This is a genomic window from Bradyrhizobium sp. IC3123 (assembly GCF_020193625.1).
Lineage (GTDB): Bacteria > Pseudomonadota > Alphaproteobacteria > Rhizobiales > Xanthobacteraceae > Bradyrhizobium > Bradyrhizobium yuanmingense.
In genome coordinates this window covers 441581-466672 of record NZ_JADYVF010000004.1, presented here as the reverse complement: position 1 = coordinate 466672, position 25092 = coordinate 441581, and the positions used below count along the sequence as shown (strand labels likewise).

The 25092-nt window shown below is 64.9% G+C and carries 26 protein-coding genes, 1 other RNA gene and 1 pseudogene; 10 read left to right on the top strand and 18 right to left on the bottom strand.

All coding sequences use genetic code 11. The annotated features are described in order from the left end of the window. Positions 1–94 precede the first annotated feature (94 nt). Positions 95–607 (top strand): TIGR02281 family clan AA aspartic protease, encoded by a 513-nt coding sequence (locus tag I6F20_RS16600; protein WP_157283378.1) that lies wholly within the window; start codon positions 95–97, stop codon positions 605–607. A 192-nt stretch (positions 608–799) separates the two neighbouring features. Then, a complete protein-coding gene (locus I6F20_RS16595) occupies positions 800–2299 on the top strand; it encodes a phosphomannomutase/phosphoglucomutase (protein WP_225127011.1) in 1500 nt (499 codons plus the stop codon). 162 nt (positions 2300–2461) lie between these two features. On the opposite strand, the gene I6F20_RS16590 is transcribed toward I6F20_RS16595, so the two are convergent. The 4 genes from I6F20_RS16590 to I6F20_RS16575 are packed head-to-tail and all read right to left on the bottom strand — an operon-like array spanning position 2462 to position 5373. Further along, on the bottom strand, positions 2462–2971 hold the full coding sequence (locus I6F20_RS16590) for an Lrp/AsnC family transcriptional regulator (RefSeq protein ID WP_025032510.1): 510 nt from the start codon (positions 2969–2971) through the stop codon (positions 2462–2464). Further along, complete coding sequence (locus I6F20_RS16585) at positions 2964–3986, bottom strand: sugar kinase (protein WP_225127010.1); 1023 nt, start codon at positions 3984–3986, stop codon at positions 2964–2966. The genes I6F20_RS16590 and I6F20_RS16585 overlap by 8 nt, the downstream gene beginning before the upstream one ends. Before the next feature lie 12 nt (positions 3987–3998). After that, positions 3999–4943: an NAD(+) diphosphatase gene (gene nudC, locus I6F20_RS16580; protein WP_225127009.1), complete on the bottom strand. Its 945-nt coding sequence runs from the start codon at positions 4941–4943 to the stop codon at positions 3999–4001. Between the two features lie 10 nt (positions 4944–4953). Continuing rightward, positions 4954–5373: an HIT domain-containing protein gene (locus tag I6F20_RS16575; protein ID WP_225127008.1), complete on the bottom strand. Its 420-nt coding sequence runs from the start codon at positions 5371–5373 to the stop codon at positions 4954–4956. 197 nt (positions 5374–5570) lie between these two features. Here I6F20_RS16575 and ffs point away from each other — a divergent pair. From ffs to I6F20_RS16550, 5 genes are all read left to right on the top strand, one after another. After that, positions 5571–5667: signal recognition particle sRNA small type (ffs, locus tag I6F20_RS16570), an RNA gene on the top strand. Positions 5668–5762: 95 nt separating this feature from the next. Continuing rightward, complete coding sequence (locus I6F20_RS16565) at positions 5763–7598, top strand: DNA polymerase III subunit gamma/tau (RefSeq protein WP_225127007.1); 1836 nt, start codon at positions 5763–5765, stop codon at positions 7596–7598. Between the two features lie 26 nt (positions 7599–7624). Beyond that, a complete protein-coding gene (locus I6F20_RS16560) occupies positions 7625–7945 on the top strand; it encodes a YbaB/EbfC family nucleoid-associated protein (RefSeq protein WP_157283374.1) in 321 nt (106 codons plus the stop codon). A gap of 1 nt (position 7946) precedes the next feature. Further along, the gene (gene recR / locus I6F20_RS16555) at positions 7947–8549 is read left to right on the top strand and encodes a recombination mediator RecR (RefSeq protein ID WP_225127005.1); all 603 of its coding nucleotides are present in this window, start codon (positions 7947–7949) and stop codon (positions 8547–8549) included. 88 nt (positions 8550–8637) lie between these two features. Continuing rightward, entirely contained in the window at positions 8638–9072 is a 435-nt protein-coding gene (locus I6F20_RS16550; protein ID WP_036041781.1) for a hypothetical protein, read from the top strand. A gap of 133 nt (positions 9073–9205) precedes the next feature. Here I6F20_RS16550 and I6F20_RS16545 read toward each other — a convergent pair whose 3' ends face one another. From I6F20_RS16545 to I6F20_RS16535, 3 genes and pseudogenes are all read right to left on the bottom strand, one after another. Continuing rightward, a complete protein-coding gene (locus I6F20_RS16545) occupies positions 9206–10567 on the bottom strand; it encodes an AmpG family muropeptide MFS transporter (RefSeq protein ID WP_225127003.1) in 1362 nt (453 codons plus the stop codon). Between the two features lie 195 nt (positions 10568–10762). After that, a pseudogene (locus I6F20_RS16540) lies at positions 10763–11064 on the bottom strand (GIY-YIG nuclease family protein). Between the two features lie 133 nt (positions 11065–11197). Further along, complete coding sequence (locus I6F20_RS16535) at positions 11198–12391, bottom strand: DNA recombination protein RmuC (protein ID WP_225127001.1); 1194 nt, start codon at positions 12389–12391, stop codon at positions 11198–11200. Positions 12392–12560: 169 nt separating this feature from the next. Between I6F20_RS16535 and def the strand changes: the two genes are divergently transcribed. The 3 genes from def to truA all read left to right on the top strand — a co-directional run bounded on the left by def (position 12561) and on the right by truA (position 15023). Then, positions 12561–13088, top strand: a complete 528-nt coding sequence (gene def / locus I6F20_RS16530) for a peptide deformylase (protein WP_036026503.1) — start codon at positions 12561–12563, stop codon at positions 13086–13088. 136 nt (positions 13089–13224) lie between these two features. Beyond that, complete coding sequence (gene fmt / locus I6F20_RS16525; protein ID WP_225127000.1) at positions 13225–14148, top strand: methionyl-tRNA formyltransferase; 924 nt, start codon at positions 13225–13227, stop codon at positions 14146–14148. Between the two features lie 137 nt (positions 14149–14285). Beyond that, a complete protein-coding gene (gene truA / locus I6F20_RS16520) occupies positions 14286–15023 on the top strand; it encodes a tRNA pseudouridine(38-40) synthase TruA (protein WP_225127162.1) in 738 nt (245 codons plus the stop codon). Positions 15024–15196: 173 nt separating this feature from the next. On the opposite strand, the gene dapE is transcribed toward truA, so the two are convergent. The 11 genes from dapE to rpmH all read right to left on the bottom strand — a co-directional run bounded on the left by dapE (position 15197) and on the right by rpmH (position 24829). Continuing rightward, positions 15197–16363, bottom strand: a complete 1167-nt coding sequence (dapE, locus tag I6F20_RS16515; protein ID WP_109145454.1) for a succinyl-diaminopimelate desuccinylase — start codon at positions 16361–16363, stop codon at positions 15197–15199. Next, complete coding sequence (locus I6F20_RS16510; RefSeq protein ID WP_036014086.1) at positions 16360–17004, bottom strand: DUF805 domain-containing protein; 645 nt, start codon at positions 17002–17004, stop codon at positions 16360–16362. The genes dapE and I6F20_RS16510 overlap by 4 nt, the downstream gene beginning before the upstream one ends. 146 nt (positions 17005–17150) lie before the next feature. After that, complete coding sequence (dapD, locus tag I6F20_RS16505) at positions 17151–17996, bottom strand: 2,3,4,5-tetrahydropyridine-2,6-dicarboxylate N-succinyltransferase (protein WP_128264986.1); 846 nt, start codon at positions 17994–17996, stop codon at positions 17151–17153. 199 nt (positions 17997–18195) lie between these two features. After that, positions 18196–18885: a pyrimidine 5'-nucleotidase gene (locus I6F20_RS16500; protein WP_057027530.1), complete on the bottom strand. Its 690-nt coding sequence runs from the start codon at positions 18883–18885 to the stop codon at positions 18196–18198. 194 nt (positions 18886–19079) lie between these two features. Further along, positions 19080–20066 (bottom strand): DUF1036 domain-containing protein, encoded by a 987-nt coding sequence (locus I6F20_RS16495; protein WP_036026517.1) that lies wholly within the window; start codon positions 20064–20066, stop codon positions 19080–19082. Between the two features lie 161 nt (positions 20067–20227). Further along, positions 20228–21115, bottom strand: a complete 888-nt coding sequence (gene argB / locus I6F20_RS16490) for an acetylglutamate kinase (protein ID WP_036014067.1) — start codon at positions 21113–21115, stop codon at positions 20228–20230. Between the two features lie 165 nt (positions 21116–21280). Then, a complete protein-coding gene (locus I6F20_RS16485; protein WP_225114333.1) occupies positions 21281–21646 on the bottom strand; it encodes a DUF423 domain-containing protein in 366 nt (121 codons plus the stop codon). Next, positions 21646–22299, bottom strand: coding sequence for a ribosome biogenesis GTP-binding protein YihA/YsxC (gene yihA, locus I6F20_RS16480; RefSeq protein WP_225126998.1), 654 nt, complete (start codon positions 22297–22299; stop codon positions 21646–21648). Before yihA ends, I6F20_RS16485 begins: the two co-directional genes overlap by 1 nt. A gap of 114 nt (positions 22300–22413) precedes the next feature. After that, a complete protein-coding gene (gene yidC, locus I6F20_RS16475) occupies positions 22414–24264 on the bottom strand; it encodes a membrane protein insertase YidC (protein WP_036041754.1) in 1851 nt (616 codons plus the stop codon). 16 nt (positions 24265–24280) lie between these two features. Beyond that, complete coding sequence (gene rnpA, locus I6F20_RS16470; RefSeq protein ID WP_225126996.1) at positions 24281–24667, bottom strand: ribonuclease P protein component; 387 nt, start codon at positions 24665–24667, stop codon at positions 24281–24283. A gap of 27 nt (positions 24668–24694) precedes the next feature. Further along, positions 24695–24829, bottom strand: a complete 135-nt coding sequence (gene rpmH, locus I6F20_RS16465; RefSeq protein ID WP_008542748.1) for a 50S ribosomal protein L34 — start codon at positions 24827–24829, stop codon at positions 24695–24697. Positions 24830–25092 lie beyond the last annotated feature (263 nt).

Here is a 25092-nt window from a genome sequence, read left to right as displayed (position 1 = left end):
CTTTTGGTCAAAATGACAGGAGCCCCGGCGTGCCTTCGCTCGCCGCCGGCCTCGTCGCGTGATGAAATCGAGCTTTCGGCTCGGAAGTGGTGTGATGCGTAACATTATGATCATCGCGGCCGTCATGATCGGCCTCGGCACCTTCATGGCGCAGATGGCGGACAAGATGAGCTCGGCTTCCGCCACGTCAGTGCCGCGCACGACGGTCGCAGTCGCGGCCACAGCGCCGGCCGGCGGCCGCAGCCTGGCCATTGCCCGTGACGCCCGCGGTCATTTCCAGACCGAGGGCCGGATTGACGGCCAGCGCATCGGCTTCATGATCGATACCGGCGCGTCCGTGGTTGCGCTGAACGAGACCTCGGCCGCCCGGTTTGGTCTCCGTCCCTCGCGCGGCGACTACAACGCCACGGTCTCCACCGCCAACGGCACCATCAAGGCCGCGCGCACCCGCATCGCCATGCTCGACGTCGGCGGTCTCATCGTGCGCGATGTCGATGCCATGGTCCTGCCGGACGAGGCGCTGTCGGAAAACCTGCTCGGCCTCTCCTTCCTGTCCCGCCTGAAGCGTTTTGAGTACGCCAACGGGCAGATGGTGTTGGAGCAGTAGAGGCGAGCCGCGCGACCGCGCGGTCGTCAATTTCAAGAAGATATTCTTGCTCCGGCCGCCCTTCCGGTAACGTTTCTTCGTTACCAAACTGCCGCAATTATCGGCCATAAGCCTTTATTCCCGCCTTTCGCTGCGGTTTGGCATTCGCTAAGCCTGCAGCAACTCCCGCCCCCCTTTCACGAGACCGACTCAATGTTCCCGAAGCCGAAATCCGTATTGTTGCCCAACACCTACGCCTTCGAATCCGAGCCGATGGTGAAGCCGACAGGCTTTCGCGAATACGACGCGCGCTGGTTGTTCCAGAAGGAAATCAACCTGATGGGTGTGCAGGCGCTCGGCATGGGGCTCGGCGCGCTGATTGCCGAGCTCGGCGTCAAACAGGAGATCATCACCGGCCACGATTTCCGCGGCTACTCGGCCTCGATCAAATACGCGCTGATCTCCGGCCTGATGGCGGCGGGCTGCAAGGTGCACGATATCGGTCTTGCGGTGACGCCGATGGCCTATTTCGCGCAGTTCGATCTCGACGTGCCCGCCGTTGCGATGGTTACGGCCTCGCACAACGACAATGGCTGGACCGGCGTGAAGATGGGCGCCAACCGCCCGCTGACCTTCGGCCCTGACGAGATGACGCGGCTGAAGGAGATCGTCCTGAACGCGGAATTCAAGAACAAGGCCGGGGGCTCCTACCAGTTCCACGAGAACTATCCGGCGCGCTACATCGCCGACCTCACCTCTCGTCCGAAGCTCAAGCGCAAGCTCAAGGTGGTCGCGGCCTGCGGCAACGGCACCGCCGGCGCGTTCGCGCCGCAGGTGCTGGAAGCGATCGGCTGCGAGGTGATCCCGCTCGACACCGAGCTCGACCACACCTTCCCGAAATACAACCCGAATCCGGAAGACATGGCGATGCTCCACGCGATCCGCGACGCAGTGCTGCAGCACAAGGCCGATGTCGGCCTCGGTTTCGACGGTGACGGCGACCGCTGCGGCGTGGTCGACAACACCGGTGAGGAGATCTTTGCCGACAAGGTCGGCGTGATGCTGGCGCGAGACATGTCGGCGATCCACAAGGACGCGCAGTTCATCGTCGACGTGAAGTCCACCGGCCTGTTCATCACCGATCCCGTGCTGCAGAAGCAGGGCGCAAAGACCGCCTATTGGAAGACCGGTCATTCCTACATGAAGCGCCGCACCAACGAGACCGGCGCGCTCGCGGGCTTCGAGAAGTCCGGCCACTTCTTCTTCAACAAGCCCTATGGCCGCGGCTATGACGACGGCCTGGTCTCGGCGCTCGCGATCTGCGACATGCTCGACCGCGCGCCCGGCAAGTCGATGGCCGATCTGAAGAACGCGCTGCCGAAGACCTGGTCGTCGCCGACCATGTCGCCGCATTGCGCCGACGAGACCAAATACGGCGTCATCGACAAGGTGGTGAAGCACTTCGAAGGCCTGCAAGCAAAGGGTGCGAAGATCGGGGGGCAGGCCATCCGCGATCTCGTCACCGTCAACGGCGTGCGCGTCACGGTCGAGGACGGCAGCTGGGGCCTGGTGCGCGCCTCGTCCAACAAGCCCGAGCTCGTCGTCGTGGTCGAAAGCCCGGTCTCGGAGCAGCGCATGCACGACATGTTCGAGATGGTGAACAGCGTGCTGCGCACGCATCCCGAAGTCGGCGAGTACAATCAGAAGATTTGAGGAGCACCTGAGAGAGGCGATCCGTCCCTCTCGCTCCGCTGTCATGCCCCGGCTTGACCGGGGCATCCAGTACCTCGCGGCTTCTCGATTCTATCACCGGCGTCTCTGGAATACTGGATCGCCCGATTAAATCGGGCGATGACACTTTCCGTGTGGCGTAAATTAAGCCGCCACCACCGCCGGGATCGGTAGCGCCGTCACCGACTTGATCTTCTCCATCGCGAAGCGCGAGGTGACGTTCTTCAGCGGCACGGCGCTGATCAGCTTCTTGTAGAACACGTCATAGGCCTGCATGTCCGCGACCACGACGCGCAGCATGTAATCGACGTCGCCGGCCATGCGATAGAACTCCATCACCTCCGGCATCGCGCTGACGGCCTCGGCGAATCGCTTCAGCCAGGCATCCGAATGGTCGGAGCTCTCGACCGACACGAACACGGAGATGCCGAGCCCGATCTTGTTCTGGTCGACGAGGGCGACGCGCTTGATGATCACGCCGTCGGCCTCCAGGCGCTGGATGCGCTTCCAGCAGGGGGTCGAGGACAGGCCGACTCGGTCGCCGATCTCGGCGACGGAGAGGGAGGCGTCTTCCTGGAGCACCATCAGGATCTTGCGGTCGATGGCGTCGAGGCGGCGGCTGGTCTCGGGAATTTGGACGGCGACATCAGTCATTTGAAGAACTTTGTTTCATTTCAGGGGCAGATTTCCCTGATATAGAGAAAATCTTTCCACGGCAAGCCCATAATCTCGGCGCTTCCATGGAATCGCTCTGCGGGCGATCGTGCAAAAACCTTTCAACTTCAGCGCGTTGCGGGGCAGCCAGGCCGCCGCCATGGCGGGTGCATTTCAGCGCTGCGGCAGCCGCGGCGAATCGCATCGCTTCCCGCAACCCCTTACCCTCAGCGAGGCCGAGCGCGAACGCGCCATGGAAGACGTCGCCGGCGCCGAGCGTATCGAGCGCCTGGACCGGGAAGGCTGGTGTTTCCTCCAGCGCGCCCGCCTGGTTCAGCCAGATCGTGCCGCGCGGGCCCCTTGTGGCCGCGAGGAAGGCGGGCGTCAGCTCCGCCAGGCGCTTCAAGGCCGCACCGTCGTCAGCGATGCCGGCCGTCTCCTGCAGCTGGGCGCTGGCGAACAGCAGATGCGAGGCGGCCGTGAGCAGGCCGTCCTGCAGCGCCATCGCGCGGTCGACGCCGACGATGACGGGAATGCCGCGCCGGCGTGCCTCGGCGCAAAGCGAGGTCGCGAACGCCGCGCAGCGGCTTTCGACGAGCACCGCCTGACAATCGGCCAGCAAGGCGTCGGCCTCGGGCAGCTTCACGGTCCACAAGGCGGGATCGCGATAGATGGTGAGCGTCCGCTCGCCCGAGGGCTCGATCATGATCGCCGAGACCGGTGTGGTCAGACCCGGCATGCGCACGATGTGTGTGCTATCGACGCCCTCCTGCGCCATCTGCGCGAGGATGAAAGCGCTCGACGTCTCCCGCGCATCGCCCATGGGACCTGCGAACGCGACGCGGCCGCCGAGCCGCGCAACGGCGATAGCGGCATTGAGCGCGTTGCCACCGCAAACCTCGGCGAGATGGCCGGCGTTCGCCTTGCTGCCACGTTCGGGCAAGGCCTCGACGCGCAGGATGAGGTCGCGCACCGGCATGCCGATGCAGAGGATGCGCGGCGCGATCCCGGCCATCGTCGGCTCGGCTCAGGCGCTGCTCTTGTCGTGCACCCAACGGCCGAGCAGATGATGGGCGATCGCGAACGGATGCGGGCCGGCCAACCCGTCCGGATGCGTCCGCGTCAGCATCTTCGCCGCCTCCTCGCGCGTGAACCAGCGCGCGTCTTCCAGCTCCATCCGATCGACGACGATGTCCTCGTTCAGCGCCTGCGCGCTGCAGCCGATCATCAGGGACGACGGATAGGGCCAGGGCTGGGTCATGTAATATTGCACGTCGGTGCAGCGGATCCCGGACTCTTCGAAGATTTCTCGGCGCACCGCGTCCTCGATGGTCTCGGCCGCTTCGACGAAGCCGGCGAGGCACGAATACATCCCTGCCGGAAACTGCTTCTGGCGTCCGAGCAGGCACTTGTCGCCGGACGCCACCAGCATGATCACGACCGGATCGGTGCGCGGAAAATGCTCGGCCTTGCAACTCGGGCAGTCGCGCTTCCAGCCGCCTTCCTTCATGCTGGTGCGTACGCCGCAATTGGCGCAATAGCCGTGGCGCTGATGCCATCCCACCATCGACTTTGCCATCGCGACGGCCGAGAGCTCCTCGGGCGGGATCGCGCCCTGCATCGCCATGCCGCGCAGCTCGGTCACGGTATAATCCTCGCGGCCGACCAGCTTCTCGGCGGCGGCCTGCGACAGGCCCATGCCGAACACGGCCGCACCGTCGCGAAGCCCGAGGAACACCGTGCCGGGATTGGCGCCGCATTTCAGCGCCTCGTCGATTCCGAGCAGCGCCCGCACCTTGTCGCCCTCGCGCTTCACCAGCAGCGAGTCGCGATAGACCACGTAGGCGCGCGAGGACGGCTTCTGCTCCAGCGCGAACAGCTTTTCGTCGTCGCGGCGCAGATGCGCGGCGCGGTCGAGGACGTTGGTGACGAAGGCCGGCTGCCCGAGCGGAAACGCGTTGAATGCTGACATTATCGTTCTTTCAACCCAACCAGATCTTGCGGCGAAGCGCGCTGATGAAATTCTGAACCTCCGCGGCGTCATGCGCCAGCGGCGGCATCACGCCCCACACCGGCCGCGGCCAGGCCGCGTCACTGGTGCGGCGCGCGATGATGTGGACGTGCAGCTGCGGCACGAGGTTGCCGAGCGCGGCGATGTTGAGCTTGTCGCATCCGGTGATCTCCTTCAGAGCGCGCGAGACGCGGGAGATCTCGGTCATCAACTGCGCCTGCTGCACCTCGTCAAGATCGATGATCTCGACCGTGTCGGCGCGCCGCGGCACCAGCAGCAGCCAGGGATAATGCGCGTCCTTGATGACCAGCACCTTCGACAGCGGCAGGTCGCCGATATCGATGGTGTCCTCTTTCAGGCGGGAGTGCAGCGACCAGGCGGGTTCGGGCATCAAGGCTTCTCTGAATTGATTCTTACCGTCGCAGAGACCACGCCCCCACACAACATGCGTATGCGCCATGGTCCTTATGCGCCGGACCCGATGCAGGCCGAATGAGGGCGAATTCGGCGCTGGAAGTCCCCAAGCGCCGTCGGAACAGCCCCAGACCCCGCTTGCTTTCCGCTCCCTTTGGCCCCAAATAGGGACCGGGAGATTGGCGGTGGACGAGCCACTCGCCAACCGGGTCAGGTCCGGAAGGAAGCAGCCCTAACGAGGTCCGGATCGGGTCGCTCGTCAGTCTCCTACCTGTTTTTCGAGCGAACCAGCGCCGGCGGCACCAGCCGCCAGCGCGCTCCTTTCCGCAAAAGCCGGCCAAGAGACATTTCATTGCGGATCGACCGATGACCGACGCTGGCGCCCCTCCCGATCCCGATAGCGCCGGCCAGGCCGGCAATGCGCCCTACCGGGTGCTGGCGCGCAAATACCGCCCATCCTCGTTCGACGACCTGATCGGCCAGGAGGCCGTGGTCCGTACCGTCTCCAATGCGTTCGAGACCGGCCGCATTCCGCAGGCCTGGATTCTCACCGGCGTCCGCGGGGTCGGTAAGACCACCACCGCGCGCATTCTCGCCCGCGCACTCAACTACGAGATGCCGGATGGATCGGTGAAGGGGCCGACCATCCACATGCCGACGTTGGGAGTTCATTGCCAGGCGATCATGGAAAGCCGGCACATGGACGTGCTGGAGATGGACGCGGCCTCGCATACCGGCGTCGACGACGTCCGCCAGATCAATGACAGCGTGCGCTATGCCCCGGCCAGCGCCCGCTACAAGGTCTACATCATCGACGAAGTCCACATGCTGTCGACGGCGGCGTTCAACGCCTTCCTGAAGACGCTGGAGGAACCGCCCGAGCACGCCAAGTTCGTGTTCGCGACGACCGAGATCCGCAAGGTTCCGGTCACCGTGCTGTCGCGTTGCCAGCGCTTCGACCTGCGCCGCGTCGAGGCCGACGTGCTGATGAAGCACCTCGCCAGCATTGCGGCGAAGGAAAACGTCGAGATCGAGCCGGAAGCGCTCGGCATCATTGCGCGCGCCGCGGAGGGCTCGGTGCGCGATTCGCTGTCGCTGCTCGACCAGGCGATCGCGCATGCGGCGGGGCAGGTGAAGGCCGATGCCGTCAGGCAGATGCTGGGCCTTGCCGACCGCACCCGGGTCATCGATCTGTTCGAGTCGCTGGCGCGCGGCGACATCGCGTCCGCCTTCAAGGAGTTCCGCGACCAATACGATGTCGGCGCCGATCCCATCGTCGTGCTCTCGGACCTCGCCGAGTTCGTCAATTTCGTCACCCGTGTGAAGGTCATCCCGGCGACCGCCGACAACGTCGCCTATGGCGAGACCGAGCGGGTGCGCGCCAAGGAGTTCGCCTCCAAGATCTCGATGCGCGTGCTGTCGCGGATGTGGCAGATGCTGCTTAAGGGCATCGCCGAGGTGCAGGCCGCAACGCGTCCCGCAGCCGCGGCCGAAATGGTTCTGGTGCGCATCGCCTATGTCGCCGACCTGCCGACACCCGACGAAGCGATCAGAATGCTCGAGCAGAACGGCGGCGGCTCGCCGGTCGTGAACGGCGGAAGTAGCGCGCGCAACGGCGCGCCGGCCGCGCCGGTTGCCTCCGCAGCGCCGATGTCAGCTGCGCCCGTGCGCATGCCGACAGCCTCGGCTCCAGCGTTTGGCGGTGGCGCCCGGCCGCAGATGGCGGCCCCCGCGCCGGATACGCAAGGGGCGGCGCCCCAGCTGCGCATCGCGAGCTTCACCCAGCTGGTTGCGCTCGCAGGGCAGAAGCGCGACATCATGACCAAGAGCGCGCTCGAAGGCGACATGCGCCTCGTCCGTTTCGAGGAGGGGCGGCTGGAAGTCGCGCTCGAGCCCAACGCTTCCAAGACCATGATCTCGGAACTTGCGAAGAAGTTCGAGCTGTGGACCGGCCGCCGCTGGACCGTGATCGTCTCCAACGAGCAGGGCCAGCCGACTTTGCGCTCGGTGAACCAGGCGGCCAAGCAGGAGCATGCCCGTACCGCGGAAGCCGATCCGCGCGTGCAGGAGGTGCTGTCGCGTTTCCCCGGCGCCAAGGTCGTCGAGGTCCGCAGGCTTGCTCCCGAGACGCCGGAAACCGATATTAACGCCGACTATGGCAGCGACGATCCGCCCGACGGTTCCGACGGCGACGATCTCTGAACCATTCTTTCCAAGGACACGCACCCATGGCTGATTTTCTCGGCATGATGAAACAGGCGGCGCAGCTGCAATCCAAGATGCAGGAGATGCAGGACCAGCTCGCCAACGTCGAGGTCGAAGGCATTTCCGGCGGCGGTCTCGTCGCCGTGCGCATGACCGCGAAGATGGACGTCAAGGGCATCAAGATCGATCCTTCGCTGATGAAGGCCGAGGAGCGCGAGGTGCTGGAAGACCTGCTCGTCACCGCCCTCGCTGATGCGCGCCGCAAGGCCGAGACCGCCATGCAGGAGAAGATGCAGGCCCTCACCGGCGGGCTCGGCCTGCCGCCGGGGCTGTTCGGCCAATAAGATGGGCGCTGTTGCAGGTCCCGAGATCGAGCGGCTGGTCCAGCTGCTCGCGCGGCTGCCGGGCCTCGGTCCGCGCTCGGCGCGGCGCGCGGCGCTGCATCTGATCAAGAAGCGCGAAGCGCTGATGATCCCGTTGTCGAGCGCCTTGCAGGTGGCGCTGGACAAGGTCCAGGTCTGCAAGACCTGCGGCAACATCGACACGCAAAACCCCTGCACCGTCTGCACCGATCCGAAGCGCGATCCTGCCATCATCGTCGTCGTCGCCGATGTCGCCGACCTCTGGGCGCTGGAGCGGGCCAATGCGACCCAGGGTCGCTATCATGTACTCGGCGCGACATTGTCGCCGCTCGACGGCGTCGGCCCGCAGGACCTCACCATCGACGCGCTGGTGGCGCGCGCGCATGATTCGCAAGTGCATGAAATCATCCTAGCGCTGAATGCGACGGTGGACGGCCAGACCACGGCGCATTACATCACCGACCTGCTTCAGGACGCCAATGTGAAGGTGACGCGGCTCGCCCACGGGGTTCCCGTCGGCGGCGAGCTTGATTATCTCGATGAAGGTACGCTATCGGCTGCGATGCGGCAGCGCACCCTGTTCTAGAGCGTTTTCGAGCGAAGTGGATACCGGTTCGCGTGAAGAAAACGCGTCAAAACAGGAATCTCCATCCAGACTTTACGGAACGGACGACATGACGAAACTTTTCGCCACGCGATGGGCTTTGGTCGCGACGATGCTGATGCTGGTGACCCCGGCCATCTCCGCGCAGCAGGGCGACGCGGCGCTGCCGCCGTCCAAGCCCGGGAAGCCGATCAACACTGGCGATGTGCTCTCCGGCGAGCTCAACGCGATGAAGGTGCGCGACGTCAAGAACGGCAAGCGCGTCGCGACCTACCAGATCACGTCGGAACCGCGCCGCCTGCCGCCGCCGAACGGGCTGTGCAATCTCGAAACCGGCCCTGAGACGTTCCAGCTCGTCACCTCCAGCGAGGCGCAGGCCGCCCAGCTGAAATCCTTCGTCGGCAAGGAGATCTCCGTGAAGGTGGACGAGGTCGCCTGCGCCAGCGATCCCGGCCAGATGAGCGAGGCCGTGATCACGAAGTGGAGCCTGATCAAGAAGCAGTAGGGGTGGAGTCGTCTCCCCGATTCCGGTGTCATCGCCCGCGAAGGCGGCGATCCAGTACGCCGCAGCTTCTCGGTCGATCACGACTGTCTCGGAGTACTGGATGCCCCGCCTTCGCGGGGCATGACAGGGGTGCCTACACCCGCACCGGCCCCAGCGCCTCGAAATGCCCGCGCTTCTGCAAGTACGCAAGCAGCATCAGGCTCGGGATGGCGACGAGGACGGAGATCGCGAAGAACATCGGCCAGCCCGTCGCTTTCGCCAGATAGCCTGCGCCCGACGACAAATAGGTCCGTCCCACCGCGGCGAGCGCCGTCAACAGTGCATATTGGGTCGCCGTGTGCAGCGGGTTCTGGCACAGCGCCGAGAGATAGGCGACGAAGATCACGGTGCCGATGGCGTTGCAGAAATTGTCGGAGGTGATCGCGAGGGTCAGCGCCCATTCGTTGACGCCGACCAGCGCTAGCCACGAGAACGACAAATTGGACATCGCCTGCACGATGCCGCCGATCCACAGGCTGGTCGCGAGCGAATAGCGCCGGGCCACGAAGCCGCCGGCAAAGCCGCCGGCGAGGGTCGCGACGATGCCGACGCCCTTGACGATCACGGCATAATCGTTCCGCGTGAAGCCGATGTCGATGACGAACGGCACGGTCATGTTGCCGGAGAACGCGTCGGTGAACTTGAACAGCACGACGAAGGCGAGCACGACCCATGCTTCCTTGCGTCGCAGGAATTCCGAGAACGCGCCCAGCGCCGCATGGAACACCCGCGTGAGCGCGCCCTCGTCCTGCGTGGCGGCCTCGGCGCGCGCGGATTGTGCGGGCTCGGTGGCGGCGAGCGCAGTCGCCGTGCCGATCAGCACCAGAGCCGCCATCACCACATAGCCCCACATCCAGGCGGCGCCACGCGGGACGATCGCCTCGAAGCCGGTGACGATGAACAGGGCGCCTGCAGTCGAGACCAACATGCCGATGCGATAGGCCGCGACATAGGCGGCCATGCCGGCGGCCTGCTCGCTTTCGGGCAGGCTCTCGACGCGGAACGCGTCGACCACGATGTCCTGCGTCGAGGACATCGTCGCGACCAGCAGCGCGCCGAGCGCGACAAGCAGTGGCGAACGTGCCGGATCGGTCAGCGCCAACAGCAGGATCGCGCCGATCAGCAGCAGCTGCGCAAACACCAGCCACCCACGGCGACGTCCGAAGGCATGCGTGAAGAACGGCACATGCAGCGCATCGACCAGCGGCGCCCACAGGAATTTGAGCGTGTATGGCGTTCCAACCAGCGCAAACAGCCCGATCGTTCCAAGATCGACCCCGGCTTCGGCCATCCACACCAGCAGCGTCGATCCCGACAGTGCCAGCGGCAGCCCCGAGGAGAAGCCGAGAAACAGCACGATCAGCACCCGCGGCTGCAGGTAAACAGCAAGGCTGTCGCGCCAGGAGGGCGAGGCGGTGGAAGTCGCGGCGGGGGAGGTCGCGTCGGGTGCGGTCATGGGGGGCGTGTTAGCAGATTCTGGGAGAAAAGACTCTCGCGGTAGCTGGTGAGACGGGAGAGCTTCCAACACGCTCGGTGTCATCGTCCGCGAAGGCGGACGATCCAGTACTCCGCGGCGTCTCGGTTCAACCACTCGGGCTGCGGAATACTGGATGCCCCGCCTTCGCGGGGCACGACATCGAGCATGACGCCATCATGATGGTCCGGCTATTCCAGGATAGAGGTCATCCCAGTTTGGGTTATGCTGCTCGATCAAGCGGACCTTCCAGGCCCTATTCCACTTCTTCAACCGCTTCTCCCGCTTGATCGCATTCTCGGGATGGTCGAACTGCTCGAAGTAGACAAGTCGGGCAACGTCGTACTTCTCCGTGAAGCTTTCGATGACCTTCAACCTGTGCTGCGCCACCGGCGGATGAGATCGTTCGCCACGCCGATATAGAGCGTGCCGCCAATTCGGCTGGCGAGAATGTACACGTCGTACTGGCGTGGATCCATCTTCGCCTTCCATTCCGCCGTCATCGTCCGCGAAGGCGGGCGATCCAGTAAACGCCGGCACGTCGGCTTAACAACGATCGTCACGGCGTACTGGATGCCCCGCCTTCGCGGGGCACGACAGTGTGCCCTAGTCTCACTCCCCCGCCTGGAGCTTCCGCGGAAACAGCTCCGCCGTCGCCACCAGGCGCGGCGCCTCCGGCGCATCGCTCTTGCTGAAATCGAGCTCCTCGATTCGCCCTGCGCGCTTTTCGATCTTGTCGGCGGAGATCAGCACCTGGCGGACGTCCTCGTTCACGTCGGCAAAATGCTTTTGCAGCTTGAGCACGCGGTCGCGCAGGCGCCCCAAATCGTCGCCGAGCTTGATCACCTCGGTGCGGATCTGGTCGGCGGCGTCGCGCATGCGCGCGTCTTTCATGATCTGCTGCATCACCTGGATCGCGAGCATCAGCAGCGACGGCGACACCAGCACGACGCGGGCGCGATAGGCCTTCTGGATCACGTCGTCGAAGCCGTCATGGATCTCGGCATAGACCGATTCCGACGGCACGAACATCAGCGCCATCTCCTGGGTCTCGCCGGTGACGAGGTATTTTTCCGCGATGTCGCTGACATGCTTCATCACGTCGCCGCGCAGCCGCTGCGTGGCAACGCGCCGCTCCTCGTCGGTGCGGGCGTCGTGCAGCGCCGTCATCGCCTCCAGCGGAAACTTCGCGTCGATGCAGAGCGGGCGCTGGTCGGGCAGGAACACGACGCAGTCCGGTCGTTTTCCGGTCGAGAGCGTGAACTGGAACTCGTAGGAGCCTTTGGGCAGACCGTCCTGGACGATCGCCTCCATCCGCGCCTGGCCGAACGCGCCGCGCGACTGCTTGTTGGCGAGTACGTCGCGCAGAGTGGTCACCTGCGTGGTGAGGTCGGTGAGGTTCTTGTGCGCGTTGTCGATGATGCCGAGCCGTTCATGCAGCGCGCGCAGGCTCTCCATGGTGTTGCGGGTCGAATGTTCCATGGACTGGCCGACCCGATGCGTCACCGAATCAAGCCGCTCGTTGACCGCACGCGCCATCTCGGCCTGGCGGCCGGCGAGCGCCTGGGTCATGGCGTCGACCCGCCCCGAGGCCTCGCTCTGGGCGTGCAGCACCTGGGCGAGCCGCTCCTCGAGCTCGTCGGCACGGATTGCGTTCGCCATGGCGAGTTCCGCGCCACGCCGCCCCGAGCGCGCGATCACAACCGCAATCACAACCAGCAGGATGAGGACGAGCGCACCGAAGCCGATCAGCGCATCGACGATGCGCACCGGCCAGTCGCCCAGCATGACAATGATCTCGTTCATGCCGCCTTGTAGCCGATTCGCTGCGCTCTCGCGAACGAAGAGGGAACATTCTGGGTTAACCGCCCCCTAATTTTCATGGTTAATGAAAGGTGAAGTTTTATGGTTAGCGAGGGGTTAACGGGTTCCGGGCCGCATTGACCGCATCCGGCGCGCGGCTTAAATCGCGGCCATGGCCCTCAGAGAAATCATCATCCTGCCCGACAAGCAGCTGCGCCTGGTCTCCAAGCCGATCGAGAAGGTCACGGCGGAGATCCGCAAGCTTGCCGACGACATGTTCGAGACCATGTACGACGCGCCCGGCATCGGGCTGGCGGCGATCCAGGTCGCGCAACCCTTGCGTCTCATCACCATGGATCTCGCCAAGCGTGACGAGAGCGGCGAGACCAAGCACGTGCCGCGCGTCTTCATCAATCCTGAAATCATCGCCTCGTCCGAGGAACTGTCGGTCTACGAGGAAGGCTGCCTGTCGATCCCGGAATATTACGAGGAGGTCGAGCGTCCCGCGAAGGTGCGCGTGCGCTTCACCGATCTCGACGGCAAGGTGCACGAGGAGGATGCCGAAGGCCTCTACGCCACCTGCATCCAGCACGAGATCGACCATCTCAACGGCGTGCTGTTCGTCGACTATCTGTCCAAGCTCAAGCGCGACCGCGTCATGAAGAAGTTCGAGAAAGCCGCCAAGCGCGCGGCGGAGTGATAATTCCTCCGCCGTCATGCCCGGGCTTGTCCCGGGCATCCACGTTCTTTGCCGCCGCGAGCAGGACGAACGTGGATGGCCGGGACAAGCCCGGCCATGACGAGTACCTTGCTCGTTTCAAGGATTGTCTCGTCACATGCCCCTCCGCCTCATCTTCATGGGCACGCCCGATTTCTCCGTGCCGACGCTGCTCGAGCTGGTCGCGCATGGCCACGAGATCGCGGCCGCCTACACCCGCGCGCCGAAGCCGGGCGGCCGGCGCGGCCTGCAATTGCAGCCGACCCCGGTCGAGGAGGCCGCGCGAAAGCTGGGCATTCCCGTGCTGACGCCGAAGACGCTGAAGACCGAGCAGGCGCTGGCGGAGTTCCGCGCCTTCGATGCGGACGCGGCCGTCGTCGTCGCCTATGGCATGATCCTGCCACAGGCGATCCTCGATGCGCCAAAACTCGGCTGCTACAATCTGCATGCCTCGCTGTTGCCGCGCTGGCGCGGCGCCGCGCCGATCAACCGCGCCATCATGGCCGGCGATGCCGAGAGCGGCGTGATGGTGATGAAGATGGATGTCGGCTTAGATACCGGCGACGTCGCCATGGCCGAGCGCATCACGATCACCGACAACATGACCGCGCTCGACCTGCACGATCGTCTGTCCCGCCTTGGCGCCGACCTGATGGTGCGCGCGATGGCCGCGCTCGAACGCGGCGGGCTCCAGCTCAAGGCGCAGAGCGAGGACGGCGCCACCTATGCCGCCAAGATCGAGAAGGCGGAGGCGCGGATCGACTGGACAAAGCCGGCGCGCGCAGTGCTGCGCCACGTCCATGGCCTCTCGCCGTTCCCCGGCGCCTGGAGCGAGCTTGACGATGCCCGCGTCAAAATCCTGCGTTGCGAGTTGGCGCAAGGCGCCGGCGCGCCTGGCGAAATGCTCGACGATCAGCTTACCGTCGCCTGCGGCGACGGCGCCATCCGCATCATCGAGCTGCAGCGCGAGGGCAAGGCCCGCATGCAGGCCGCGGACTTCCTGCGCGGCGTGCCGTTAAAGGCGGGATCCAAATTCACCTGACACTGTCATACCCCGCGAAGGCGGGGTATCCAGTACGCCGAGGCTTCTCGGTCAATCGGATAAGCTGCGGAGTACTGGTTGCCCGCCCCAGTGCGCAACAGCGCACAAGGCGGGCAATGACGACGAAACTGGACACGATGCCCCGCTACAAGCTCACCATCGAATATGACGGCGCGCCGTTCTTCGGCTGGCAGGTGCAGGACACGCTGCCATCGGTGCAGGGCGCGCTGCAAGCCGCGGTGAAGGCAATGACTGGTTCGGATCTGCGCGTGCACGGTGCCGGCCGCACCGATGCCGGCGTGCATGCACGCGGCCAGGTCGCCCATGTCGACGTCGACAAGCAGTTTCCGCCGGGCCGTTTTCGCGACGGGCTCAACGCGCATCTGCGCCCGCATCCGATCGCGGTGCTCGAGGCCGAGATCGTGCCCGACGATTTCGAGGCGCGCTTCTCGGCGGTCAAGCGCCACTACCGCTATCGCATCGTCAACACTCGCGCCAATCTCGCGCTCGATGTCGGCCACGCCTGGCGCGTGCCGCGCAAGCTCGATGCCGACGCAATGCACGCGGCGGCGCAGCGCCTGCTCGGCAAGCACGATTTCACCACCTTTCGCGACACCGAGTGCCAGGCCAAATCGCCGGAGAAGACACTCGACCAGCTGGACGTGATCCGCGATGGCCGCGAGATCAACGTCATCACCTCGGCGCGCTCGTTCCTGCACAGCCAGGTGCGCTCGATGGTGGGATCCCTGGTCTGGGTCGGCGAGGGCCGCTGGACCGCCGACGATCTCTCCGCCGCACTCAAAGCCCGCAACCGCACCGCCTGCGGCATCGTCGCCCCGCCTGAGGGGCTGTATTTGATGAAGGTGGATTATTAGGCGAGCGGCGCAGAGAGCGGGCACGCTCTCGCCAAACCTCGGTGTCATGCCCCGGCTTGACAGGGGCATCCAGTACGCCGCGGCCTCTCGGCTCAATCACTGCCGTCTCTGGAATACTGGATCGCCCGGTCAAGCCGGGCGATGACGGTCGTGTTTATGGAGGCAACACTGCCTCAAGCAAAATACCGCGCCAAAATCCCGCGATACACTTTCGTCAGCCTCTCCAGATCCGCCACCGGCACGCGCTCGTCGATCTGGTGCATGGTCTGCCCGACCAGGCCGAACTCGATCACGGGGCAATAGAAGGAGATGAATCGCGCATCCGACGTGCCGCCTGAGGTCGAGAGCTCGGGCTTGCGCCCCGTCACCTCCTCGATCGCGGAGACCGCGAGATCGGTGAACGGACCCGGCTTGGTCACGAACACGTTCGAGTTCGAGGGCTCCCAGACGATGCGGGCCTTGATGCGGTTGCCGCAGGCTTTGGCGAGACGCGTCTCCACCAATTCACGCAAGCTCGCCTGGGTGTGGTTGTCGTTGTAGCGGATGTTGAATCTTGCGCGGGCCTCGCCGGGGATGACGTTGAAGGCCTTGTTGCCGACGTCGACCGAGACGAATTCGAGATTGGACGCCTGGAATTGCGCGCTGCCATGGTCGAGCGGCTCGTCGGAGATCGCGACGATCAGCCGCGAGATATCAGGCACCGGATTGGAGGCGCGGTGCGGATAGGCGACGTGGCCCTGCACGCCGTCGACGACGAGCGTGCCGGATTGCGAGCCGCGCCGGCCGATCTTGATGGTGTCGCCGAGCGTCTCGACGTTGGAGGGCTCGCCGAGCACGCAATGGTCGAATTTCTCGCCGCGCTCGGCGACCCATTTCAGCAGCTTGATGGTGCCGTTGATCGAGACGTCTTCCTCGTCGCCGGTGATCAGGAACGAGATCGAGCCCTTTCCGTCGCTGCGCGGCTTGCCGCCGTTGGCGGCGAGATGCTCCAGCACCGCGGCGACCGAGCAGGCGATGCCGCCTTTCATGTCGACCGCGCCGCGGCCATGCAGCACGCCGTCCTTCACCTCTCCGGAGAACGCGCCGACGCTCCAGGCGCTCTCGTCGCCGGGCGGCACCACATCGGTGTGGCCTGCGAAGGTGATGTGCGGACCGTCGGTGCCGATCCGAGCGTAGAGATTGTCGACGTCGGCGGTGCCTTCCTCGCTGAAGGTCACGCGGTGACAGGTGAAACCGGCAGCGCCCAGGATTTTTTCGAGCACCCCGAGCGCGCCGGCATCGGCCGGAGTGACTGAGGGGCAACGGATGAGGTCGCGGGCGATCGAGAGGGCATCGGTCATGCGCCCCGCTTAACATGCATGCCGCCGGGTGGGCTAGCGCTGGGCGGAACAATTTCGATCTCGCGGCCCTGGTCCCAGCTCTTCGCAGGCGGCGAGGCGGGCGTGGACTCATACGCGATCCCGGCCAGCGGATCAGGCCCGAACCGGTTATCGCCGACAGTGCCGGGCACGCAGAGCATCTCGACGAGACCCCACAGCCACAGCATCGAAGCGGCGAGGTTGAAAAGAAGCATCACGCTGGTGTCGGGGAGCAGGTCCGAGAACTGGTTGAACAGGCCGGGCACGAGGAAAAACGGAACGAGCCACCAGCCGCTCCTGTCACGGTCGTGCAGCCGCTTGATCGCCGTTGCCAGATAGACCCACAGGAACAGCGACATGCCGAATGCCCTCAGGATCAGGGGCGCGCGGTCGGTAGACGCGAGTGAAGGGTGTTCCCGGGGATCGGCCAGCTTGAACAGATCGCCAAGGCCGAAATCGAGCTTGAGCGAGAGCTTCAACGATCCGTCGGCATTGGGCAGATGAATGATCTGACCGATCACCTCCAGCAAGCCTGCCAGCAGCGCAACGATCAGCAGCGCCTGCCACAGCAGGGCGCGATTGATGCGGCCGTCGAAGCGGAATAGGTACCAGATCCAGTCCATGCGAGTGGCTCCGGGCGGAATGGCCGCCCGGAAATTGGTCGCGATGGAGGGAGGGTGGGTTCGATCCTAGCAGCGAATGGTGAATGGTGAATGGCAAGTAGGATTGGCGCCCTATTCGCCACTGGCCATTCGCTACTCGCCTTGCATCAATCCCGCAGCAGCTCGTTGATGCTGGTCTTCGACCGCGTGCGCTCGTCGACGCGCTTGACGATCACGGCGCAAGCGGTGCTCGGGCCGATCTGGCCGTTCTTCATCGGCTTGCCGGGCAGCGCGCCGGGCACCACGACGGAATATTCCGGCACTTCGCCCATGAAGACCTCGCCGGTCTCGCGGTCGACGATCTTGGTCGAGGCGCCCAGGAACACGCCCATCGCCAGCACCGCGCCCTTGCGCACGATCACGCCTTCGGCGACTTCCGAGCGCGCGCCGATGAAGCAATCGTCCTCGATGATGACCGGCTCGGCCTGCAGCGGCTCGAGCACGCCGCCGATGCCGGCGCCGCCCGAGATGTGCACGCGCTTGCCGATCTGCGCGCAGGAGCCGACGGTGGCCCAGGTGTCGACCATCGTGCTCTCATCGACATAGGCGCCGAGATTGACGAAGGACGGCATCAAGACGACGTTCTTGGCGATGAAGGCCGAGCGGCGGACGATCGCGCCGGGCACCGCGCGAAAACCGGCATCGCGGAAGCGGTTCGGGCCCCAGCCTTCGAACTTCGAGGGCACCTTGTCCCACCAGCTTGCCTTGCCGGGGCCGCCGCCAATGACGTCCATGTCGTTGAGGCGGAACGACAGCAGCACGGCCTTCTTCAGCCATTGATTGACCTTCCACTTGCCGTCGCTGCCGCGCTCGGCAACGCGCGCCTCGCCCTTGTCCAGGATCTCCAGCGACTGGTCGACGGCCTCGCGCACCTCGCCCTTGGTCGTGGTCGAGATGCCGTCACGCGCCTCGAAGGCGCTGTTGATGGTGGATTCGAGGGCTGCAAGGGACATCGTGATTTCCTCTGGGAAGCGCGTGGTTTCGCGAGAATTGGAGCGCTTTTTCGGGATTTGGCGGAGCGGAGTCAAGGCTGCGTTCTGGATCACCACCCGGGAAGACCCGTAGCCCGGATGGAGCGAAGCGCAATCCGGGACAGTCTCTCCGCAGCTACGCCAGCCCCGGATTACGCTGCGCTCCATCCAGGCTACGAAATCACCCCGACAACTTTGCCAAAAACCCCGCCAGATCATCCGTGACGTGGTCGACATGGGCGGCGTCGCGGCCTTCCAGCTCCCAGTCCTCGCGCACCACCTCCTTGGTGCCGTCGGGCACCACCAACACGGTGGTCATGCCGAGCCGGTAGGGGACGGTGAGGTTGCGGGCGAGGTCCTCGAACATGGCGGCGCGGGTCGGATCGACCGCATGCTGGCCGAGGAACTTGCGGTAGGTCTGCTCCGCCGGCTTCGGTTCGAACTCGGCGGCGATGATGTCGAACACGCCGTCGAAATGGCCGGCGAAGCCGAGCCGCGCCAGCACGGCATCGACATGGTCGACCGAGCCGTTGGTGAGGATCAGCTTGCGGCCCGGCAGCTTTGCGATGGCCGCGCCAAGCGCCGGATTCGGCTCCAGCGGAGAGTGGTCGATCTTGTGGACATAGGCGAGGTAGTCGTCGGCGGAGACGCCGTGCAGGGTCATCATGCCGCGCATCGTGGTGCCGAAGCGGCGATAATAGTCTTTCTGGATCGCCCGCGCTTCCTCCGGGCCGACATTCAGCCAGTTGCAGACGAACTCCCCGATCCGCGCATCGACCTGCTGCCACAGATTGACGTGATGCGGATAGAGCGTGTTGTCGAGGTCGAACACCCAGGTGTCGACATGGTTGAAGCTGCGGGGGAAGGTCATATCGGCATTCTCAACTTGTCGTCCCGGGGCGCGCGAAGCGCGAGCCCGGGACCCATAACCCCAGGGAGGAGTTTTGCGAAGACTCGGGGTGACCAGCTTCCCTCCGCAACCACTCCCTGGGGTTATGGGTCCCCGCCTTCGCGGGGACGACGGCGGAGCTTGTGGATGCTTGCGTGCTGATCATTGCGCCAATCTCACGGCACGGCAAAGCGCAGCGTCTTGCCGCCGCTCGACATGTCTACCGCGCCGAAGCCCGTTGGCGCAAAGCCGCGCGCGCCGCAATCGGTCTGCTCGCTGGTCTCGAACTTGGTCTCGCGTGTGCAGAGCTGCCTGTCGCCGCCCCAATTCAGCGGCTTGTCCTTCAGCTTGACGATTCGGTTGTCGGCGTCGACCGCTTCCGCGAAGCTGAAGATCTGCTTCGGCTGGCCTGATACATCGGGGTGCAGGCAGGTCTTGGGATCGATGCGATACCAGCCGCGGCTGGTCACGGCCTTGCCGTCGTCGGTCGCGATCGCCGCCATCACCTTGTGCGGCGTGTCGTTGCACCAGGTGAGGCCGGTCGCGGACGGCGTCTGCACGGCATCGACCATGGTCTTGAAGAAGTTCTGCGAGCCCACGATGTCGGACGACAAGCCCCGGCTCTTCAGGAATGCGGCCAGCGCGCTCTGCGTCTTTGGCCCGTCGACGCCATCGATCGGCGCGGCGTCGTAGCCTGCGATCACCAGGAGCCGCTGGATGCCGGCGAGGCGCGCCTGCTCGTCGTCATATTCGGAATCCTCAGCGAGATAAGCGACGAGGTTGCCGTCCGGGCTTTGCGTCGGCGTCACCTGCGTGAAGGGAACCTGCGTCTGGCCGCTGCGGCACTGCCGCGCCGCCGCGATGACGAAATTGTCCTGCGCGACGCACAGCATGTCGTTGCCGCTTTGCGGGATCGGGGACGCGCCGTAGACGCCGAGCGCGCGCGCGTTGAGCAGGATGCGGTCGGCGGTCAGCGTGCCCTGCACCACCACGCGGCAGGCGGCGGGATCGATCCTGAACCAGCCGCGCGTCGCGGTGGCCGCCTTGTCGTCGATGCCGATCGCGGCCTCGACCACATAGGACATGCGGTTGCAGATCTTGAGGTCGGCGATCGCCGGCGCCGAGGAGAAGAAGAAGGAGACAGTTGCGGCAGGCAGCGTCATCAGGAAGCGGGTGAGGGGGGAGCGGCGTGGATGACGCTCTCTCAAATCGTCATGGCCGGGCTTGACCCGGCCATCCACGTCTTTGCCGCGAGAAGAAAGGTCGTGGATGCCCGGGACAAGCCCGGGCATGACGACCTTCTTCCGCTGCTCGCGTTCCCGCATCACTTGTGGATCAGCGTGCCCGTGCCCTGGTTGGTGAAGAGCTCGAGCAGCACCGCGTGCTGCATCTTGCCGTCGATGATGACGACGCCCTCGACGCCCTGCTCCAGCGCGTAGATGCAGGTCTCGACCTTCGGGATCATGCCGCCGGAGATGGTTCCGTCGGCGATCAGTTTTCGCGCGTCCTTCACCGACAATTGCGGGATCAGCTTCTTCGACTTGTCGAGCACGCCGGGCACGTCGGTGAGCAGCAGCAGGCGCTTGGCTTTCAGCGCGCCGGCGACGGCCCCTGCAAAGGTGTCGGCGTTGATGTTCAGCGTCTGGCCCTCTTTCGAGGTTGCGAGCGGCGCCAGCACCGGGATCAGCTCGTAGCCGATCAGCTGGTTGAGCAAAGTGAGGTCGACCTTCTCGGGGTCGCCGACGAAGCCGAGATCGATCGCCTTCTCGATGTTCGAGTCGGGATCGACGATGGTGCGCGTCGTCTTGGTCGCCTTCACCATGTTGCCGTCCTTGCCCGACAGGCCCACCGCCTTGCCGCCGGCCTCGTTGATGTAGCCGACGATCTGCTTGTTGACGGAGCCGGCGAGCACCATCTCGACGATCTCGATGGTCGCGGCATCGGTGATGCGCAGGCCCGCGGCGAATTCCGAGACGATCCCAAGACGCTTGAGCATGGTCGCGATCTGCGGCCCGCCGCCATGCACCACCACCGGATTGATCGCGGTCTGCTCCAAGAGCACGATGTCGCGGGCAAAGTTCTTCGCGGTCTCCTCGTCGCCCATGGCATGGCCGCCATATTTGATGACGATGGTTTCCTCGTCATATTGCTGCATGTGCGGCAGCGCTTCGGACAGGATGCGGGCCTGGTCGAGCGGAGAGATGTCGGTCATGTCGCGGTCTCGCTGGCGGGTCGAATGGTGCGCGTTCTATCCGATTGGCGGGGACAGCGCAAAGGTGTGGCAGCTATGTAGCCCGGATGGAGCGCAGCGTAATCCGGGATTCGTCGCCGCAGACACCGGCCCCGGATTGCGCTTCGCTCCATCCGGGCTACGGATTCAGCGCTTCGCCACCACCGCCGCCACACTTACCGCCAGCCAGCTCGCAATCATCACCATCCCGCCCGTCGGCGCCGCCATCGGAAACAGCGCGTGCCCGGCATACTGCCGCAAGGTGAGGTCGCCTGCGAACAGCGCGGCACCGATCGCGAAGCCGAACGTCGCCACGATTCCAATTCCGCCGTGCAGAAGGCCGCGCGTGAGCAAGGCGATGGTCGCAAGTATGGCACTTGCATGAAACAGCAGCATGGCGCTGGCGGAGGCAAGACGGCTCGCGTCGGCACCATGGGCGGACGCGGCGGCCAGCGCGACGCCGGCGGCGCCCATCAAGCCGGCAAGCCCGATCAGCAGGCGGTGCGCTGCCATCACGAGGCCCGCTCTTCCAGGAGCTTCGCCATCGCGGCGCGAAGCTCGGCCATGCCGGTCGCGCTGCGCGACGAGGTCGCGAGCACGGTCGGGAACGCGGCCGGATGCTTGGCGAGCACGGCCTCGGTCTCGGCGATGCGTGCTTGCAGCTCGGCGACTTTCACCTGGTCGGCCTTGGTCAGCACGATCTGGTAGCTGACGGCGGAGCGGTCGAGCGTCTTCAGCACCTCGAGATCGACATCCTTGATCCCGTGCCGCGCATCGATCAGCACGTAGACGCGCGCGAGACTGGCGCGTCCCAGCAGGAATTTGTGGATCAGCTCGGTCCAGGACGCGACCTGGCTCTTCGGCGCCTTGGCATAGCCGTAGCCGGGCATGTCGACGAGGCGCAGGTCGTTCTTGCCGGGGACCTCGAAGAAGATCAGCTCCTGGGTGCGGCCCGGCGTATGCGAGGTGCGCGCCAGCGCGTTGCGGCCCGTGAGCGCGTTGATCAGGCTCGACTTGCCGACATTGGAGCGCCCGGCAAAGGCGATCTCCAGCCCCGCCATCGGCGGCAGCGTTTCGATCGAAGGCGAGGCCCAGATGAACTGCCAGTCACGAGCGAACAGTTTTCGCCCGGCCTCGATCAGCTTCGCATGTTTGTCGTCGGTCATGCGAAGCCTCGCTGTTTCCTTGCGTCATTGCGAGCGAAGCGAAGCAATCCAGAAATGTATCCGCCGAGGGACTCTGGATTGCTTCGTCGCAAGGGCTCCTCGCAATGACGACGCTTACGTCGCCTTCCTCGCGAACGTCGCCTTGAGATTGTCGAGTAATTCCACCTTCACGCCGTTGCGGCGCATGATGTAGCCCTGCTGGACCACCGAGAGCAGGTTGTTCCAGGCCCAGTAGATCACGAGGCCCGCCGGGAATCCCGCCAGCATGAAGGTGAAGATCAGCGGCATCCAGTTGAAGATGATCTGCTGCGTCGGATCCGGCGGCGTCGGATTCAGCTTCATCTGGATCCACATCGTGATGCCCATGATGATCGGCCAGATGCCGAGCGCGAGGTAATAGCCGAACACCGGAATCGTGGTCGGATCGAACGGGATGAGCCCGAACAGGTTGAAGAGATTGGTCGGGTCCGGCGCGGAGAGGTCCTTGATCCAGCCGAAGAACGGCGCGTGCCGCATCTCGATGGTGACGAACAGCACCTTGTAGAGCGCGAAGAACACCGGAATCTGGATCAGCACGGGCAGACAGCCGGCGACCGGATTGATCTTCTCCTTGCGGTAGATCTCCATCATCTCCTGCTGCTGCTTCACCTTGTCGTCGGGATAGCGCTCCTTCAGTGCCAGCAGCTGCGGCTGGATCGACTTCATCTTCGCCATCGAGGCGTAGGACTTGTTCGCCAGCGGGAAGAACAACAGCTTCACGATCACCGTGACGAGCAAGATCGAGACGCCGAAATTGCCGAAGAAGCGGAAGAAGAAGTCGAGGCCGAGGAACATCGGCTTGGTGAGGAAATAGAACCAGCCCCAGTCGATCAGCAGGTCGAACTGGTTGAGGCCGAGCGCCTTGTTGTAGCCGCCGAGGCCCGCGAGCGGGAAGTTGATGCCGACCACGCCGGCTTCCTTGGCGCCTGCGAACAGCCGCGCGTTGGCCGTCGCGGTGCCGCCGATCGCGACGGTGACGGGGTCGAGCAGATAGTCGGTCTGGTAGGTATGGACCTTGCCGACCGGGTTGGACGAGAAGCGCGCCTGGAGCTGGGCGTTGGTATCCGGCAGCAGCGCGGAGGCCCAGTATTTGTCGGTGATGCCGAGCCAGCCATTGGTGGCCTTGAAGTTCACCTGCTTGGCTTCGTCGATCTTGCTGTAGGCATATTCCTGCAGCCTGTGTTCGCCGAGATAGCCGATCAGGCCCTCATGCAGGATATAGTAGCCGGAGACATGCGGCGCGCCGTGGCGCGAGATCAGCGCGAACGGATAGAGCGTGACGGGCGCGTTGCCGACATTGCTCACCTCGTCCTTGATGGTGAAGAGATAATGGTCGTCGACGGCGATGGTGCGGCGGAAAGTCAGGCCGTCGCCATTGTCCCATTTCAGCACCACGGGCGTCGACGGCGTCAGGCTGCCGCTGCCCTCCTGCTGCCAGACGGTCTGGGCATCCGGCATCTTTGCCGTCACGCCCGTCGCTGCAACCCAGCCGAACTCGGCGTAATAGGGCTCCGCCGTGCCCGACGGCGAATAGAGGACAATCGGCGGCGATTTCGGATCGACCGTCTCGCGATATTGCACCAGCGCGATGTCGTCGATGCGGCCGCCCTTCAGCGAGATGCTGCCGGCGATCCGCGGCGTCTCGATCTTGACGCGCGGGCTCGCTGCAATGGCAGTCTCGCGCGAAACGACCGCTTGGGGCGGGCTCGCGGCCGGCGTCGACGGCTGGGCCGCGCCGGGCTGCGGCGCGCTGCCCGGCGTCGGGGACGCGCCCGGCTGCGGCGTGCTGCCCTTCTGGAGCTCGGACTGCGCCTGCTGCTGGGCGCGCTGCTTCTCCATCTGCGGCACATTGTAGAAGTACTGCCAGGCGATCAGCACCAGGCCGGACAGAATGACGGCGAGGATGGTATTGCGATTGTCGGTCATCTCGATTGTCTCGTCATCAATCCGGTTTGCGGCTGGTCGCTGCGGCGTGACCCGGCCTGTGGCCGCGCGCTTTGGCCGTATGCCGCGCGGGCTTCGTGAACGCTATGCGCAGATCGTCGAGCATGGTGGCGAAGTCGCGCGAGAGCGCGTCCTTTCGTCCGACCAGGACATAATCATGGTGGGGCTGCATCGATGTCGGATCGAGCAGCTTCACCAGTTCGCGCAACCGGCGCCGGATGCGATTGCGCTCGGGGGCGTTGCCGTTCTTCTTGGTGACGGTGAAGCCGATCCTGACAGGGCCGGAATCATCGCGGCGGCGGCTTTGCAGGACGAACGCGGGACTATTCACCCGCGCGCCATTGGCAACGGCGAGGAAATCCGCCCGCTGCCTCAGCCGATCCATGATGAAATCCCAAAAAGGGGGTCCGGCTCAGGCGCTCAGACGCTTGCGGCCGCGGGCGCGGCGGGCGGCGAGAACCTTGCGGCCGCCGGCAGTGGCGAGACGGGCGCGGAAGCCGTGACGGCGCTTGCGCACCAGTTTGCTGGGTTGATAAGTCCGCTTCACGGGTTTTTCTCCGCTGACCGGGCAATTTGCCTGTAGAATTGATGGTAAAGTCCGGAAGATGCGGCCCAAAACGGGCCCTTTTTCGGCCCCAAGAGAGCCGCTCCCGGTGTCGCACCGGGTCATCGCGGACAATTCGCGCGGCTTATAAGGGAGCGCCTTGTCTTCGTCAACGCCGCACAAGCGCGCGATTGTGGTGAATATCGCTGTTTGCGCGGCGTTTTTAACCCTTGAGGTGGCGACTCGCGCTATCAGCGCTTACATCA

Excerpts from the sequence above, each read along its gene's own strand:
- I6F20_RS16600 (WP_157283378.1), top strand. The coding sequence starts at position 95 with ATGCGTAACATTATGATCATCGCGGCCGTCATGATCGGCCTCGGCACC.
- nudC (WP_225127009.1), bottom strand. The coding sequence starts at position 4,943 with ATGTCAGCATTCAACGCGTTTCCGCTCGGGCAGCCGGCCTTCGTCACC.
- truA (WP_225127162.1), top strand. The coding sequence starts at position 14,286 with ATGCCCCGCTACAAGCTCACCATCGAATATGACGGCGCGCCGTTCTTC.
- I6F20_RS16495 (WP_036026517.1), bottom strand. The coding sequence starts at position 20,066 with ATGACGCTGCCTGCCGCAACTGTCTCCTTCTTCTTCTCCTCGGCGCCG.
- yihA (WP_225126998.1), bottom strand. The coding sequence starts at position 22,299 with ATGACCGACGACAAACATGCGAAGCTGATCGAGGCCGGGCGAAAACTG.
- I6F20_RS16500 (WP_057027530.1), bottom strand. The coding sequence starts at position 18,885 with ATGACCTTCCCCCGCAGCTTCAACCATGTCGACACCTGGGTGTTCGAC.
- yidC (WP_036041754.1), bottom strand. The coding sequence starts at position 24,264 with ATGACCGACAATCGCAATACCATCCTCGCCGTCATTCTGTCCGGCCTG.
- recR (WP_225127005.1), top strand. The coding sequence starts at position 7,947 with ATGGGCGCTGTTGCAGGTCCCGAGATCGAGCGGCTGGTCCAGCTGCTC.
- I6F20_RS16565 (WP_225127007.1), top strand. The coding sequence starts at position 5,763 with ATGACCGACGCTGGCGCCCCTCCCGATCCCGATAGCGCCGGCCAGGCC.
- I6F20_RS16575 (WP_225127008.1), bottom strand. The coding sequence starts at position 5,373 with ATGCCCGAACCCGCCTGGTCGCTGCACTCCCGCCTGAAAGAGGACACC.
- I6F20_RS16545 (WP_225127003.1), bottom strand. The coding sequence starts at position 10,567 with ATGACCGCACCCGACGCGACCTCCCCCGCCGCGACTTCCACCGCCTCG.
- I6F20_RS16485 (WP_225114333.1), bottom strand. The coding sequence starts at position 21,646 with ATGGCAGCGCACCGCCTGCTGATCGGGCTTGCCGGCTTGATGGGCGCC.
- argB (WP_036014067.1), bottom strand. The coding sequence starts at position 21,115 with ATGACCGACATCTCTCCGCTCGACCAGGCCCGCATCCTGTCCGAAGCG.
- I6F20_RS16550 (WP_036041781.1), top strand. The coding sequence starts at position 8,638 with ATGACGAAACTTTTCGCCACGCGATGGGCTTTGGTCGCGACGATGCTG.
- fmt (WP_225127000.1), top strand. The coding sequence starts at position 13,225 with ATGCCCCTCCGCCTCATCTTCATGGGCACGCCCGATTTCTCCGTGCCG.
- I6F20_RS16590 (WP_025032510.1), bottom strand. The coding sequence starts at position 2,971 with ATGACTGATGTCGCCGTCCAAATTCCCGAGACCAGCCGCCGCCTCGAC.
- I6F20_RS16510 (WP_036014086.1), bottom strand. The coding sequence starts at position 17,004 with ATGGACTGGATCTGGTACCTATTCCGCTTCGACGGCCGCATCAATCGC.
- rnpA (WP_225126996.1), bottom strand. The coding sequence starts at position 24,667 with ATGGATCGGCTGAGGCAGCGGGCGGATTTCCTCGCCGTTGCCAATGGC.
- I6F20_RS16560 (WP_157283374.1), top strand. The coding sequence starts at position 7,625 with ATGGCTGATTTTCTCGGCATGATGAAACAGGCGGCGCAGCTGCAATCC.
- I6F20_RS16595 (WP_225127011.1), top strand. The coding sequence starts at position 800 with ATGTTCCCGAAGCCGAAATCCGTATTGTTGCCCAACACCTACGCCTTC.
- I6F20_RS16585 (WP_225127010.1), bottom strand. The coding sequence starts at position 3,986 with ATGGCCGGGATCGCGCCGCGCATCCTCTGCATCGGCATGCCGGTGCGC.
- dapD (WP_128264986.1), bottom strand. The coding sequence starts at position 17,996 with ATGTCCCTTGCAGCCCTCGAATCCACCATCAACAGCGCCTTCGAGGCG.
- I6F20_RS16535 (WP_225127001.1), bottom strand. The coding sequence starts at position 12,391 with ATGAACGAGATCATTGTCATGCTGGGCGACTGGCCGGTGCGCATCGTC.
- def (WP_036026503.1), top strand. The coding sequence starts at position 12,561 with ATGGCCCTCAGAGAAATCATCATCCTGCCCGACAAGCAGCTGCGCCTG.
- dapE (WP_109145454.1), bottom strand. The coding sequence starts at position 16,363 with ATGACCGATGCCCTCTCGATCGCCCGCGACCTCATCCGTTGCCCCTCA.